At 39.9% G+C, this 13,534-nt stretch carries 13 protein-coding genes and 1 pseudogene; 9 read left to right on the top strand and 5 right to left on the bottom strand.

The features are described 5' to 3' along the window. Positions 1-57 precede the first annotated feature (57 nt). From FNW02_RS12855 to FNW02_RS12845, 4 genes are all read left to right on the top strand, one after another. A complete protein-coding gene (locus tag FNW02_RS12855; RefSeq protein WP_191757933.1) occupies positions 58-894 on the top strand; it encodes an Rpn family recombination-promoting nuclease/putative transposase in 837 nt (278 codons plus the stop codon). A 123-nt stretch (positions 895-1,017) separates the two neighbouring features. After that, entirely contained in the window at positions 1,018-1,146 is a 129-nt protein-coding gene (locus FNW02_RS39550) for a hypothetical protein (protein WP_263627740.1), read from the top strand. Between the two features lie 217 nt (positions 1,147-1,363). Next, positions 1,364-2,278 (top strand): hypothetical protein, encoded by a 915-nt coding sequence (locus FNW02_RS12850; protein WP_191757932.1) that lies wholly within the window; start codon positions 1,364-1,366, stop codon positions 2,276-2,278. A 29-nt stretch (positions 2,279-2,307) separates the two neighbouring features. After that, the gene (locus FNW02_RS12845) at positions 2,308-2,961 is read left to right on the top strand and encodes an alpha-ketoglutarate-dependent dioxygenase AlkB family protein (protein ID WP_191757931.1); all 654 of its coding nucleotides are present in this window, start codon (positions 2,308-2,310) and stop codon (positions 2,959-2,961) included. A 38-nt stretch (positions 2,962-2,999) separates the two neighbouring features. On the opposite strand, the gene menD is transcribed toward FNW02_RS12845, so the two are convergent. Next, positions 3,000-4,835 carry a 2-succinyl-5-enolpyruvyl-6-hydroxy-3-cyclohexene-1-carboxylic-acid synthase gene (gene menD, locus FNW02_RS12840; protein WP_191757930.1) on the bottom strand — a complete coding sequence of 612 codons (1,836 nt, stop codon included), beginning with the start codon at positions 4,833-4,835 and terminating at the stop codon, positions 3,000-3,002. A 199-nt stretch (positions 4,836-5,034) separates the two neighbouring features. Between menD and folB the strand changes: the two genes are divergently transcribed. Together folB and FNW02_RS12830 are read left to right on the top strand one after the other, a co-directional pair. Further along, positions 5,035-5,403: a dihydroneopterin aldolase gene (gene folB, locus FNW02_RS12835; protein ID WP_191757929.1), complete on the top strand. Its 369-nt coding sequence runs from the start codon at positions 5,035-5,037 to the stop codon at positions 5,401-5,403. A 950-nt stretch (positions 5,404-6,353) separates the two neighbouring features. Further along, entirely contained in the window at positions 6,354-7,637 is a 1,284-nt protein-coding gene (locus FNW02_RS12830) for a GGDEF domain-containing response regulator (protein WP_191757928.1), read from the top strand. Between the two features lie 230 nt (positions 7,638-7,867). Here FNW02_RS12830 and FNW02_RS12825 read toward each other — a convergent pair whose 3' ends face one another. Continuing rightward, entirely contained in the window at positions 7,868-9,049 is a 1,182-nt protein-coding gene (locus tag FNW02_RS12825) for a patatin-like phospholipase family protein (protein ID WP_191758044.1), read from the bottom strand. A gap of 291 nt (positions 9,050-9,340) precedes the next feature. Between FNW02_RS12825 and FNW02_RS12820 the strand changes: the two genes are divergently transcribed. Beyond that, entirely contained in the window at positions 9,341-9,901 is a 561-nt protein-coding gene (locus tag FNW02_RS12820; protein WP_191757927.1) for a sugar O-acetyltransferase, read from the top strand. A 34-nt stretch (positions 9,902-9,935) separates the two neighbouring features. On the opposite strand, the gene FNW02_RS12815 is transcribed toward FNW02_RS12820, so the two are convergent. Both FNW02_RS12815 and FNW02_RS40125 read right to left on the bottom strand, forming a co-directional pair. Beyond that, complete coding sequence (locus tag FNW02_RS12815) at positions 9,936-10,316, bottom strand: calcium-binding protein (protein ID WP_191757926.1); 381 nt, start codon at positions 10,314-10,316, stop codon at positions 9,936-9,938. A 209-nt stretch (positions 10,317-10,525) separates the two neighbouring features. Further along, positions 10,526-10,909, bottom strand: a complete 384-nt coding sequence (locus FNW02_RS40125) for a Uma2 family endonuclease (RefSeq protein WP_431356806.1) — start codon at positions 10,907-10,909, stop codon at positions 10,526-10,528. 212 nt (positions 10,910-11,121) lie between these two features. Between FNW02_RS40125 and FNW02_RS39545 the strand changes: the two genes are divergently transcribed. Then, entirely contained in the window at positions 11,122-11,253 is a 132-nt protein-coding gene (locus FNW02_RS39545) for a hypothetical protein (protein WP_263627747.1), read from the top strand. A 140-nt stretch (positions 11,254-11,393) separates the two neighbouring features. Then, complete coding sequence (locus tag FNW02_RS12805) at positions 11,394-12,071, top strand: hypothetical protein (protein ID WP_191757925.1); 678 nt, start codon at positions 11,394-11,396, stop codon at positions 12,069-12,071. Here FNW02_RS12805 and FNW02_RS12800 read toward each other — a convergent pair. Beyond that, positions 12,058-13,407, bottom strand: a pseudogene (locus FNW02_RS12800) (phytoene desaturase family protein); the annotation flags it as partial. The gene FNW02_RS12805 and the pseudogene FNW02_RS12800 overlap by 14 nt on opposite strands. Between the last annotated feature and the right edge of the window lie 127 nt (positions 13,408-13,534).

Genomic DNA, 13,534 nt, shown 5'->3' with positions numbered 1-13,534 from the left:
TAATTGGTGTCTCAAGCCTTTACAATCTGGTAATTGTCTGGGTGATGAGGAATAAAAATGCGGCGTGACACCATCTTCTACAAATTATTTAAGCAATTTCCAGGTTTGCTGTTTGAATTAGTAGATGAACCACCCCCAGAAGCAGAAAACTACCAGTTTGAATCAGTTGAGGTGAAAGAAACAGCCTTTCGGATTGATGGAGTCTTTTTACCTCCCGCTAATGCAGTTTCCAAAACCGTCTTTTTTGCAGAAGTCCAGTTTCAAAAGGACGAAGACTTCTATCACCGCTTCTTTAGTGAATTGTTTTTGTTTCTCTACCGCCACTCTATCCGTTATGATGACTGGTTTGGGGTGTTAATTTTTGGTTCTCGCAGTCTTGAACCTACCAACTCAATAATTCACCGCGCTTTGTTAGAAAGTGGTCAAATCAGGCGGGTTTATCTGGATGAGTTGGGGGATTTGCGCCAACAACCTTTGGGATTGGGTTTGATGTTGCTGACAAATGTTACTTCTGAAACGGAAGCAGTGGAAGGGGCGCGGTTTTTGCTGGAGCAAGCACGACAACAATCGGAGCAAGCGATAATAGATTTAGTGACGACGATTATCGTCTACAAGTTTTCTAACCTTAGTCGAGAGGAGATTGCAGCGATGTTGGGACTGAATTTGGAAGAACCACGAGCTATTCTGGAAGCGAAGGAAGAAGGACGAGAGGAAGGAAAGGTTGAAGGAGAAAGAACGATCGTTTTACGACTATTAAATCGGCGTGTGGGTAATATTCCTGATGCGCTTCTGTCCCAGATTCAAGGTTTATCGGTGGAACAGTTGGAAGCTTTAGGTGATGCTTTGTTGGATTTCTCTACTCTTGCTGATTTGAAAGGGTGGTTACAAGGTTAACCAAGAGGGTAAATCTCACGCAGAGGCGCAGCGAAAAGTTCTGAAGGAGGGTTTCCCTCCGTAGGAAACTTTTCAAGACAGAGGCACAGAGAAGAAGGGCGATCGCACTCCGGTAAAACGTTTATGGCTACAAAAAAGTTTCCCGAAGTGAAGAAGCATTTACAGACACGCAAGTATATCAGAAGCGGTGTAAGAAGAAGCGCGATCGCTCGTCCTGCGACTTTTAAAACGACTATTTGGCGAAATTGCTGAGGAACGTTGGAAGCCTTAGCTTTGGCGTTGTTGGAATTGAGATTGCGATCGCGGACTTGGAAGGGTGGTTAAAAGGTCAACCAAGCGGGTAAATCTCATGCAGAAGCGCAAATAAAAGCTTGAGAAAATATAGTGATTATGTCAAATCAGTATTTATACGGTTTTTATATCTTTATACAAGTTAATATTCTATCTTGATTAAGATAGGGTTTATCACATGGCAATTACTTTTTTTGAGTTACTGAAAACTGTTATAGAAAAAGAGACTGATTTTATCTCCAATCAATTAGAAATACCTATAGATGTAGTTTATGAGCTTATTCTGGATGAAGCTGAACGAAACCAAGTAGAGTGGTTCTCAGACAGAGTTCCCAACCTAAACTATCAAGATCCTGCTTGCCGACTTGCCTATCTGTATATTGTTGCTGCTGCCAATGCCAGCACCTTTCAGCACGTTTTAGAATCAAATGAAGACTTGCATAATTATGTGTTAAAAATTGCGAAAGAGCGTCACGAGGTAAAAATTTGTGCTTTTGGTGCTGGCCCTGGTACAGAGTTAATGGCGATGGCAAAGTTTTTTGAGCAGCAAAAGCTTGGAGTCTCAGTCAGCGTAGATTTTCAACTGCTCGACAAGGTTCAGGAATGGGCAAGCTCTTGGTACGGTATAAGGGATCAAGTTAATGAGTCCTTCAAACATCTACATGGTGCTAATCGCTCAACATGGTCAATGATACCATCAGGTAATTTTTTAGCTTGTGATATTACTGAGTTGGATCGATTTTCTTATCTTGGAGATGTATGGAAACAAGATATATATGTATTAAATTTTCTCTTGTCTGAAATATTCAATGATGATCCTGGATTACGCTCCTTTCTAAGTCAAGTGGCTAAATTTGCACCTACAGGAGCAAGATTTGTTTTTATAGAAAGACGTGGATATAGATGGCAACAACATATTCAGAACATTGCTAAAGAATCAGGATTAGTCCTTTCTAAATTTATTGAGTCACCAAATGGTAGACTAGTTGGTGAAGATGCGACAAAATTAGGTCAAATATATGATGCTATTCAAGAAAGAAGAAAGCCTCGTTTAACCTGGAATGTTGTGTACAGTATTGGCGTTAAGCAATAACTTAAATAAATGGGAATTTCGTTTATTTAATGCAATACGATAATGATACTCAGTTAAGCCTTAACCTTTGGGGTCAGTCTGCACTTACTTCACATTTGCAAATAGAGAAGCTTTCTATTCCTGATGCAGAAATTATATTCTACCCAAACTATTTTACTGAAGAAGAAAGTGACGAAATACTCCAAAGGTTATTCATAGAAGTTAATTGGCGACAAGACAAGATCAAATGCTATGGGAAAGAAATAGATTTACCCAGGTTAACTGCCTGGTATGGCGACACTGGTAAATCCTATACGTATTCAAACATTGCGATGAATCCTATACCTTGGACACCAGTGTTGTTGTTCATTAAGGACAGAGTTGAAGAGACAGCCCAAATCTCCTTTAATAGTGTTCTGATTAATCTTTACCGTAATGGTAAAGACAGTATTTCTTGGCACTCTGATGATGAGCCGGAATTAGGTAAATATCCAATAATTTATTCTGTTAGTTTTGGAGGTGAAAGAAAACTAAAGTTCAGACATAAGTTTAATAAAATTTTAGATAAATTAGAATTAAATTTAACTAATGGGAGCCTTTTAATTATGAAAGATAAAACACAGGAATATTGGCAGCATCAGATACCTAAAACTTCAAAACCTGTGATGCCCAGAATAAACCTAACTTTCAGAGTCATAAAATGAATATTTTTTAGGCAAGGTTTCGCTTAGTATCAGAATAACTAAATAGCAATACCCCCTGCAAACTTAGGCAAATTCTCCTGTCGCCACTTTGCATCTAATTTCCGATTTGTCTGCAACTCCAAAACCCGAATACCTTGAGTTGGTAGCGGGTTTAATCTTTGCTGGAACTGCTGCCAAGAACTAATCAATTCATGCTGGACATTGTAAGTAGCACACAACTTGGCAAAATCAATATCCTGCGGAGTACCAAAAAATTCTTCAAAGGGTGGGTCAAATTTGGCGATGGGTAACATTTCAAAAATCCCACCGCCATTGTTGTTGATTAATACAATTGTGAGATGTCCGACGAATTTATTGCGGATTAAAAAACCATTGGTGTCATGCAAAAGGGCTAAATCTCCCGTTAGCATCACACAACTTTGATGGCGATGGGCAATTCCCAAAGCTGTGGATAGTGTGCCATCGATGCCATTTGCGCCACGGTTAAAGTGCGATCGCACTCCTAAATTATTCGGTTTCCAGAAAAATTCTACATCCCGGACAGGCATACTATTAGCAATAAATAATGGCGTTTCTGGCGCTAGTATCTGAGATAGTAACCAAGCGGCTTTGCCTTCAAACAACTCCTTCATTGTTGCCATAGTCTGGTCAATAGCTGCTCTAACTTGGGTTTCTGCTGCACACCACTTTTGGAGATAGTCAGAAGAAGATGGTAAAAAATCAAAATTACTTTGTTTCTCACTCTTCCACTCTCCCTCTCCTATTTCTTGAACTAGCTGCTCTATAGATATTCGTAAATGCGTTGTCCTCCCATGCAAAGGGTCAAGGTTTTGATTACTGTTATCAATTACCCAGCGTCGCGGTTGGGTTGCATCTATCCAGTGACGCAGTTCTTTACTTGTAGGCAATTCACCTAGTTGAATCACCATTTCAGGTGCTAACTGCTTTGCTAATTGCTGATTTCGCAAAATTAGGTCGTAGGTAGAAATTAAATAAGGGTTGAGGTCGGCATAATTTCTGACTGGGGATAGTCCCTCTGCTAGTACGGGCCATTTAAGAGTTTGAGAAAGTTGGGCGATCACTTTACAATACTCTTGTGGCTGCTGCGGTTGAGCAACACCAGCGATGATCATACCGCGATCGCATTTTAGCCATTCTTGGGGAATGGGAAATGGGGAACTCGGGGCCCCCACGAAGTGGGGATTAGGGGCATGGGTAATGGGTAATGGGGTGGTGCTTGCTATTCCTGCAAAAAAGTCTTCTAAGTGAAACTGTGACTGCAAAAATTGTAAAGACGTTTCATGAAACGTCTTTGCATCAGGAATGGGTGCAAGAGGATCGCGAAAGGGAATATTTAGATGTACTGGCCCCTTGCTTGGAGTTTGCGCTTGCTCCCAGCCATGAATGACTATTTGTCGCAGATAAGCTAGCATTCCCGTGTCAGAGGATGGTAAAGCTAACTCCGCTTGCCAGTTTGGGTAATCACCATATAATTTACACTGATCTATAGTTTGTCCAGAGTGGCAATCTCGCAATTCTTGCGGTCTATCGGCGGTTAATACCAACAGTGGTACGCGACTATATGAGGCTTCAATTACCGCTGGGTAAAAATTTGCCCCTGCTGTACCAGAAGTACAAAGTAGTGCCACAGGGCGTCCGGTTGTTTTAGCTTGTCCCAAGGCAAAAAAAGCGGCGGAGCGTTCATCAAGAATGGAAATCGCTTCAATGTCAGGCACTTGCTGGGCAAAAGCAACTGCTAGAGGTGTAGAGCGAGAACCAGGACAAATGACAGCACAAGTTAATCCCAGGCGCTTTAGCGTCTCCGTTAAAATATAGGCCCAAAGTTGATTAACATTCTTAAAGGCAATTAGCATTAAATCCCATAGAGCTATAAAACAATCTGAAATTTTAGATTTTGTTTAGGATATTTTCATTTAAAATCCGTCTTGGAAAGTTGAGCCAGTCGCTACGACTCTGCTTATCAGAGCAACGCGCTGGTTTTTCAAGTCAGGAAATTATCTCACAGGACTGGCTACACTTTCTGCAAGATCTAAAATTCGCACTCAAATTCTTATGGACTGCATTCATTTAACAGGAATTCGCTGCTATGGCTACACTGGTTATTTACCAGAAGAACAAGTTTTAGGGCAATGGTTTGAGGTGGATGTGAAGTTATGGCTGGATATCTCCACTGCTGCGAAGACAGATGCGATCGCAGACACTTTAGATTATCGCAGCGTCATTAGCTTAGTACAACATCTGGTGAAAACATCCAAGTTTGCTCTAGTCGAAAGGTTGGTAGCCACAATCGCAGATTCTATTCTCCAAGAGTGCGATCGTGTGACACAAGTTCAAGTTATTTTAAGCAAGCCCGCCGCACCGATTCCAGACTTCAGCGGCAAAATTAGCATTGAACTGACTAGAACTAAATCTGACCTCTAAAGTCTAAGCATGCTTTTCTTCTTAAACTACACCCACTAGCAAGCGGAGAGAGTGGATTTATCTGGAGAGTAGAAGTATCTAAACAAACAGAATCTTTTCTTCCATCGCTCCATTCTCCTCTCTTTAATTTTCTCCCTCATACTTGCTCGTTATCAAAAGCTAAAAAACTATGTTATTTACTGATATACATTTAAATTGCATCTTTCAAAATACTAGATTTTGTGCCTAAGTATTGCACAGAAGTGATAGATAGTTTCTACGTAACTGGGCATAAATAAATATATATGCGACAAAATTGCTGGTCTATATTTAAAAGCTAATGATACAAGGGTTTTTGACTGTTAACTATTTATTAAATATTGCTGTTTATTCATACATGCTTACTTGTTTAAGCATTTTTTTATACTAAAAATTATTTTCTGGCAATACAAACTTAGGTTTTTTCTGTAATTTAAAAGAACAATTAACAATAAAATTATTTAAGTATATTTGTAAAAAATGTATCAGCAATTTAGCTTTGCCAAAAATCCAATTTCCTAATTATCCGCAATACTTGCATACAGACTTTATCTATGCTACGTAAGCGTTATAATGTTATTTTATTAACTTTTAAGTTCAAACTTAGTTTAAGTACTTGCCACATTTGCTTGTGCTTTTTAATAAAACAACTATTGCATATTATTGAAAATCAGACTTTAATAGTTAGTAATTTTACGGCAATTTCAATTAAACGTTAATAACCTGATATTAACTGCATAGAGTAATCAAATTCACTTTGCCAAACACACAGACTATAATAGGTAAATAATATACTATTTGATCATTAGTTCAGTATTTTCGCCAAGCAAGGAGATATGGAGTTATAAATTGACTATTATAAGAATATTGAATTTGAGATTTAGTTGATACGGACAACAGCATCTTAACCTTAGCAAACAGGTTATTGTAACATGTTCGCACGCAGAATCCTAGTTGTTGAGGATGAAAAGACCCTAGCCTCAAATATCAGAAAAAGTTTACAAAAGTTGGGTTATTCTGTTCCAGAAACCACTGATTCTGGTGAAGAGGCAATCAAAAAAGTAGCTGAGATTAATCCAAATTTAGTGTTAATTGATATCTGCCTAACTGGTGAAATTGATGGTGAGCAAACGGCAGATATTATCCAGAATCATTTCCATGTGCCTGTATTATATTTAACAGAGAATTTTGAATATACAAGATTACATAAAAAGCGAGCAAGTGAGCCTTTCAGCTACATTAATAAACCATTTCTTGAAAGAGACTTATACATTGCAGTGGAAATGGCTTTGTACAAACACCAGATTGAAAAGAGATTACAGGAAGAGAAACAAAGGCTAGTAGCAATTATCAACAGTATGGGTTGTGCAGTGGTTGTAACATATACCAATGGTTGTATTCAAATGATGAATCCCATAGCAGAAACCCTTACTGGTTGGAAGCAAGATGAAGCATTTGGGAAAGATTTAGTAGAAGTTGTCAGCTTGGTTAACAAAAATGTCGAAGAAACAATTAAAAATCTAGCTACACATGCAATAGAAGCAGGGGAGGTTTTGAATTTACCAGAAAATTGTACACTGATTGCTAGAGATGGTACAGAAATACCGATTGGGGATAATGTTGCACCCATCCGTGATCATAATGGCAACATTACTGGTGCAGTTTTAATTTTTCAAGAAATTACCAAACGTAAGCAAACAGAGGCGCAACTGCTCCGTAATGCATTTTATGATGGGTTGACAGCATTACCGAATCGCGTCTTATTCTTGGATAGGCTCAAGCAAGCAATTGAGCGTAGCAAACGTAGAAACGATTATTATTTTGCGGTGTTGTTTTTAGATTTAGATGGTTTTAAAGAAATTAATGATCGTTTTGGGCATACAATGGGGGATGATTTTTTGGTCGAAATCGCCCGACGCTTGGAGTCATGCTTACGTAGTGGCGATACTGTAGCACGATTTGGTGGCGACGAGTTTACTGTTCTTTTAGAAGATATTAAAGACGTTACTGACGCTACCAATGTTGCCAAACGTATTCAAGACGCCTTAAGGATACCGCTGAGCCTGAATGGACATCCAGTATCTACCACAGCCAGTATTGGTATTGCTTTAAGTTTTAATCATTACGAGGAGCCAGCAACTCTACTAAGGGATGCTGATATTGCGATGTACCGAGCTAAGCAGCAGGGAAAAGCTACTTATGCCATATTTGGTTAATTAATTATTTGTCATTTGTCCTCTCTTACAAAGTTGAGCCAGTCGCTTGGGCGAGTTCCTCGACTTGTGCGTTAGCGTAGCGGTAGCGACGCAGGAGCGTCATTGGCGTCTGATGGCCGGAAGCCGGCGCATCCTGCGGGAACTTGCTACAGACTTTGCGCTTTGTCCTTCGTCCAATACTATTGACTATTTACAGACGCTATTAATCGCGTTTTTACCTTGACTCTTGACTATTGAGCAATCTGCAAAAATTTCTGTAATGCGGCTTGTACTTGTGGCTGATTAATGTAAACCTCTCCAGCTTCAATCAAATTACTGATATTTTCTTGACTGACATCATCAATATCATCACTCAAACGTTTGCCAGTTAAGTGTCGGTCAAGTTTGAATTGCAATCGTAAAACACGATCATCCATGATTTGCCTGGTGATATATTCGTAAATACCTGATGAGCCATCAAACAAAATACCAATTAGGGGCTGTGCCCATTCTATTAGGCCCCACTGTCGAGCTTGTTCATATGGTATGATTCGGGTGCGATCGCCAGTTCCTATAGAAAGGATAGAAATTTCTTCAACTGGATAACCCAACCTCAGAGCTTCTGCAACAGCACAGCTAGAGGGATTATTAGCAGCAACACCGCCATCAATGGCAGAGTATATACATTTAATCGAGTAAGTAGAGGTATTGTCGGGTACTTTTTCCCAAGGTGAGTCTATCAAAGCAAGTTGAATTGATCCTACATATTTTTTGAGATTGCGAATTTGACCACTACCTGTACCACTAGTAATTGTAATCTGCGTATCTTTATATATGTCTTCTATTGAGGATGCATTATCGTCCAAAATAATGCCATTCGCAAATGCATTTTTAGTGATTCCGTTTACCGTTTTGTCTAGTTTATGTGCTGGGAAATAAGTTGGAGCTGATGCTGAACAGACACACGCTTCCCACAAAGCGACATCACCATAACTTTTGTCTTGACGCCAACTTTTAAATACAATTGGTTCCCGGCCAATGGTGTCATAGGAAATAACCAACAACATTGTGGAAGTAATATCACATATTCTTATATCACCAAAAGCACTTTTGATAGCTTGAATCAAACCCTCATCAGAAAACTTGGGTGCGGATAAACCATACTTTAGCAATAAACCAATTCGCTGTAGCGCGAAACGACTTTTGTAAGGAAATATTAGTGAGCTTTTTTGCTTGTATAGTTCAATAATTTCTTGGCTACTGCATCCTTTTGCGATCGCACCTGCTAGAATTGAGCCTGTAGAAGTTCCCGCAATTAAGTTAAAATACTTATTCAAGGGTTGGTCAATTTGCTTCTCAATCACTGCCAAAATACTGGCCGCAATTACTCCCCGAATTCCACCACCGTCCAAGCTTAAAATCCGAAAAGGCATATTTTGTCGAATTCTCTGCAATTTTTGGTTAGTTAATACAACTTAATATAACTTAACTGTATTTAGTATCAAAAATTTGGTTTTTTATAAAGTTTATTTAAAATGCAATTTTGCTAGTAGTTGGTTTCAAATTAGTGATAGTCTTAGTGTAATATTAGTACTATAAAATTTTGATTACAGCTACTATTTTTGATTAAAAAATAATTTTAAAAATCTGCTAATTTGGAATGCTTGAATTGGGCAGACAAATTCTGTAATTAAATATATTCGATTGCATCTATAAATTATGTCATGGAAAAAACAGAAAAACAGAAAATGCTCGCAGGCGAGTTATATCTTGCATACGATTCTGAATTAGTTGCTGAAAATAAACAAGCCAGTCGTCTTTTACGAATGTACAATTCTACAACTGAAGAACATCAAGAGCAGCGACGGCAAATTTTGCAAGAATTATTTGGAAAAGTTGGACAACAGGTATTGATCGTACCACCCTTTCACTGTGACTACGGCAGTAATATTTACGCTGGCAACGGATTATATATGAACTATGGCTGTGTAATTTTAGACTGCAATACAGTTCACATTGGTGAAAATGTTATGTGTGCTCCTTATGTACAGATTTATACTGCCTATCACCCTACAGAACCAGAAATTCGTCTTTCCGGTAAAGAATTAGCTGCACCGATTAAAATTGGCAATAATGTCTGGATTGGTGGTAGTGCAATCATTTGTCCAGGGGTAACAGTTGGCGATAATACAACCATTGGTGCTGGCAGTGTAGTTGTCAAAGACATACCTGAAAATGTCGTTGCTGCTGGCAATCCCTGCCGTATTATTCGGCATTTGTCCTAGAATTAAATTGCGATGCGATCGCTCATTGCTAATTTTAGAATTTGTATCCTCTAGCAAGCCAATAGTGCCAGTCTGCCAGTGCTTCTTGGGTTTCACTATCAGCATCAATAGCAACTATTTCAGATAACTTAGCAGAAAATACATCTTCATCTTTGCCATTGGGATAAACAACTTCCACAAACATATCTTTTAAACACTCATCGTCTGGTGCCATTCCTAGCACTTCGACTTGTTTCTCCTCAACAGAGGTCGATTTACGTCCCTTTTTTGTCCACTTAGCCATAAAGGGTACGTTCAGAGTATCGTCGAGGTAGTAATACCAACCCATTGCCCGTTCTTCTTTATCTTCGGCATCTATAATGATTTCTGTTTTAATGCGATGCTCTCGGTTTTCGTCTGGTTCAACAGTAGGCATAAAACAACGGCTTGTGTATGATGCACTTTGACATGATACATCCTTTTGGCAATATATGACGACAAGCTGTCAAGCTAATGTGCCTTTAATTTGAACATTCACTAGCTAAGACTGTCATTAGTTTTTTGTCCTTTGTAAATACTTGTTGACTAATGACTAATGATAAAGGACAACCCTCATGAATCAAGAACAAGTCTATACTTCCACACCTATGAATTTTCTATCTGCTGTTTGACCCAAGCGCGAAATGAACGAATCATAGGAATTTCCCTAATTTTGAGACTCTCAAACAAAAATCGGGGAATTTCCGTCGCTAAGGGGAGATTTGCAAAACTAGGCGAAACATCACAGGGAATATACACACCTTCCTGTAACTTGTAAATCTGCATTACAGGTTCGTCATAACGCCAAACTTCCGGTACACCTAAAGCAAGATAGATAGAGAATAGAGAGCCGTCAACAGAAGCGCTGGTATAGTCTACCTCAATAACTAAGTTTGGTGGTGGGTCTTGCGTCAAGTCGAGATTCTGCTTCTGTCTCATTATCGATTCATTCTGAATGTAAAAACTTGAATCTGGTTCTACTCCCCGCAGTAAGTCTGGACGCTTACAAGTAACTGAACCAGTGTTTTCAAGTTTAAGTTGAGTTGCTCGGCTAAATTATCAATCAGCTTTTCTATTAATCTTTTGTTATATTCATAGGGCATTAAAGGTGTCATGACTTCTAGTATCCCGTGGTCGTAAGCCAGTCGCGTGGCACGATTATCTCCATTTCTACAAGGATGCTTTCAAAAGTCTGCCAACTAATGTTTTGCAGTATAGCCCGTTGGGAAATGGTGGCTGTAGTTGTCAGCATAGAACTTCACCTCAGATTTTCTACCAAGATATCAAGGAATTTGCTAGAGCTTGAAAAAGCGATCGCTTCTGCCTTAACCTAATTTGGAAGCCTTTAGTATGTAGTATTATTGGTAGGCAACCCTACTGTGGTCTATTCTGATGAAACCCGCCGTAACTTAAATTGGAAGTCTTAAAATTGTTTTTTTATATTATGATTTACCACAGAAAATAAGGAATTTACATGCGTTTTTCTCAGATTGTCACAATTCTTGGTTGTACAGCAGCTTTTATATCAATTGCACCCATACGGGCGGAAGCCGCAACTTTTCAGGTAAAATCTGGAGTTACCAGCGTTTATCATGACTTAAATTTTCTCAGCAGTATCGGGCTAAACTTAACAGGCACTAATAATACAGCCCAACCAATTAACAGTAATTTTATAGTTGGCTTCAGCATTAGCCCAGATACCAACTTCAAATTCAGTAACATAGGCGGTTTTACTCCGCTCTCAGGTACAATCAAACACACTGGCACTATTACCTTTAATAATCAAACTACTATTGGTAATTTTTCTATTGATTTAGCTCCGAAACGTACCGTTAATCATGCCAGTGGACTCGTTCTAAAAGACACATTCTCTTTAAATACAGTTTTGTTTGATTTGAGCACTCCGGGAAGTGTGGCATTTGATGGAAAAGATTTAACTCTTGCTGATGTGAAATTGCTAATTTCTCCAGAATTCGCTACTATACTTGGCAACCCTAACTTAGCAGGTGTATTGGGTGGAACTGCACGAATCGATGCTCAAGTTTTCCCCGATGCTGCGGTACCTGAACCTGAAAGTTTACTAGCAACTTTGGTAGCGGGTGCGGCTCTTTTGGCAACTAGGTTTTGTATTCAAAAAATTAAATACACTTAATATCCTGAAGCATAGCTAAATGCTTCTTCACAGGTGCAAGTGTATTCGCAGCAATCATGCCACTGGCGGCGACTGCTGGTAAACCAATCCCAGGAAATGTCGAGTCTCCACAGCACATCAGCCCTGGTAGAGGTGTGCTAGGGCCAGGAAACAAACTAACTCCAGCCTTAATCGCCGGCCCATAGGAACCTCGGTGGCGACGTAGAAAACGTTCGTGAGTTAGAGGTGTGCCAACAAGTGTGACTTCACAACGCGAGCGAATATCTGAAATGATGCGCTCTAAAGCTTGCCACATCACTTCTGCACGTAAGAGCTTTTGTTCAGCATATTCCTGGCTTTTCCTGTCCATCCCTTGCCAAAGAGCGTACGGCTCATTACCAGGAGTATAAACATGAATCACATGCTTGCCTGGTGGTGCTAGGGATGGGTCGAGAATTGAAGGAATTGATATCAACACAACGTTCTGAGGTGCTGTGATGCCTGCTTCCCAATTGTTAACTACAATATAGTGACACTTCAGGTTTGATTGTAATCCTTGAGCGTTAATACCTAGGTGCAGATGCATGAAGCTATCACACTCAGGTGTCGCCTGTCGTTTGGTAAGAAAGTGTTTTGGCACTGCTTTTTCTGGTAGGAGTTTCAAAGTATCCCAAACAGATGTATTAGAAACTACTGCGCGACGCGCTCGGATTTCCTTACCATCACGCAGACGCACACCTACAGCCTGGTTGCCTTCTACAAGCACTTGCTCCACATGAGCGCCTAGCATTAACCGACCACCATGTCGTTCTAGCCCTTGCACTAAAGCATCAACTAAAGCACCACTACCACCAATCGGATAGTCAAGTACTACACCTGGCCGATACCAGTCGGCAAACATAAATGCTACTTCAGCTGTACTAGTGCCGTCTGCGGGTAGCCCAGAAAGCAGAAAACACAACATATTAAGCCAGTTGTGTGTAAATGAGTCTTTAACAACAGCATCCATAATCCGGCTGAAAGGGCCCGTTAGCTTGGGCACATCTGCAATATGCTTTGCCAGAGATGGGACAAATCGGCTCACAGTTTTAGCTGCACCCATATCAAAGCGTAATGCGGCTGGTGGTATGGCAGTTGCAGCACTAGCTAGTGGTTCCATAACACGTTGGAGTTGCTGCCATTCGGCTACAGCATCATGACCACGAAATTGCATCAGCACTTCACGAAATTGTTCTGCACCCACTGATGTATTAAAATCACCTTCTGGTAGGCAGCAACCCCAAGTATCGTAGGTTAAGCAAGGTAGCTGAGAGCCAATGGCGTCTAGCACTTGTCGTAGGGGGTTGGCAGAGGGACTGATACCGTTGGCGAAATATTGCTTAACAAAAAAACGCCAAGTTTGCCGCGTATTACATGGAGAGGAGAGTTATACTTTTCCGTGCAATACACGGAAAGAAAAAAATTAAGTTAGTTGCCTCAATAAT

This window comes from Komarekiella delphini-convector SJRDD-AB1, assembly GCF_014831675.1.
Classification (GTDB): Bacteria; Cyanobacteriota; Cyanobacteriia; order Cyanobacteriales; family Nostocaceae; genus Komarekiella.
This window is presented reverse-complemented; position numbering and strand designations above follow the sequence as displayed.

Excerpts from the sequence above, each read along its gene's own strand:
- FNW02_RS12855 (WP_191757933.1), top strand. The coding sequence starts at position 58 with ATGCGGCGTGACACCATCTTCTACAAATTATTTAAGCAATTTCCAGGT.
- FNW02_RS39550 (WP_263627740.1), top strand. The coding sequence starts at position 1,018 with ATGGCTACAAAAAAGTTTCCCGAAGTGAAGAAGCATTTACAGACACGC.
- FNW02_RS12850 (WP_191757932.1), top strand. The coding sequence starts at position 1,364 with ATGGCAATTACTTTTTTTGAGTTACTGAAAACTGTTATAGAAAAAGAG.
- FNW02_RS12845 (WP_191757931.1), top strand. The coding sequence starts at position 2,308 with ATGCAATACGATAATGATACTCAGTTAAGCCTTAACCTTTGGGGTCAG.
- menD (WP_191757930.1), bottom strand. The coding sequence starts at position 4,835 with ATGCTAATTGCCTTTAAGAATGTTAATCAACTTTGGGCCTATATTTTA.
- folB (WP_191757929.1), top strand. The coding sequence starts at position 5,035 with ATGGACTGCATTCATTTAACAGGAATTCGCTGCTATGGCTACACTGGT.
- FNW02_RS12830 (WP_191757928.1), top strand. The coding sequence starts at position 6,354 with ATGTTCGCACGCAGAATCCTAGTTGTTGAGGATGAAAAGACCCTAGCC.
- FNW02_RS12825 (WP_191758044.1), bottom strand. The coding sequence starts at position 9,049 with ATGCCTTTTCGGATTTTAAGCTTGGACGGTGGTGGAATTCGGGGAGTA.
- FNW02_RS12820 (WP_191757927.1), top strand. The coding sequence starts at position 9,341 with ATGGAAAAAACAGAAAAACAGAAAATGCTCGCAGGCGAGTTATATCTT.
- FNW02_RS12815 (WP_191757926.1), bottom strand. The coding sequence starts at position 10,316 with ATGCCTACTGTTGAACCAGACGAAAACCGAGAGCATCGCATTAAAACA.
- FNW02_RS39545 (WP_263627747.1), top strand. The coding sequence starts at position 11,122 with ATGTTTTGCAGTATAGCCCGTTGGGAAATGGTGGCTGTAGTTGTCAGC.
- FNW02_RS12805 (WP_191757925.1), top strand. The coding sequence starts at position 11,394 with ATGCGTTTTTCTCAGATTGTCACAATTCTTGGTTGTACAGCAGCTTTT.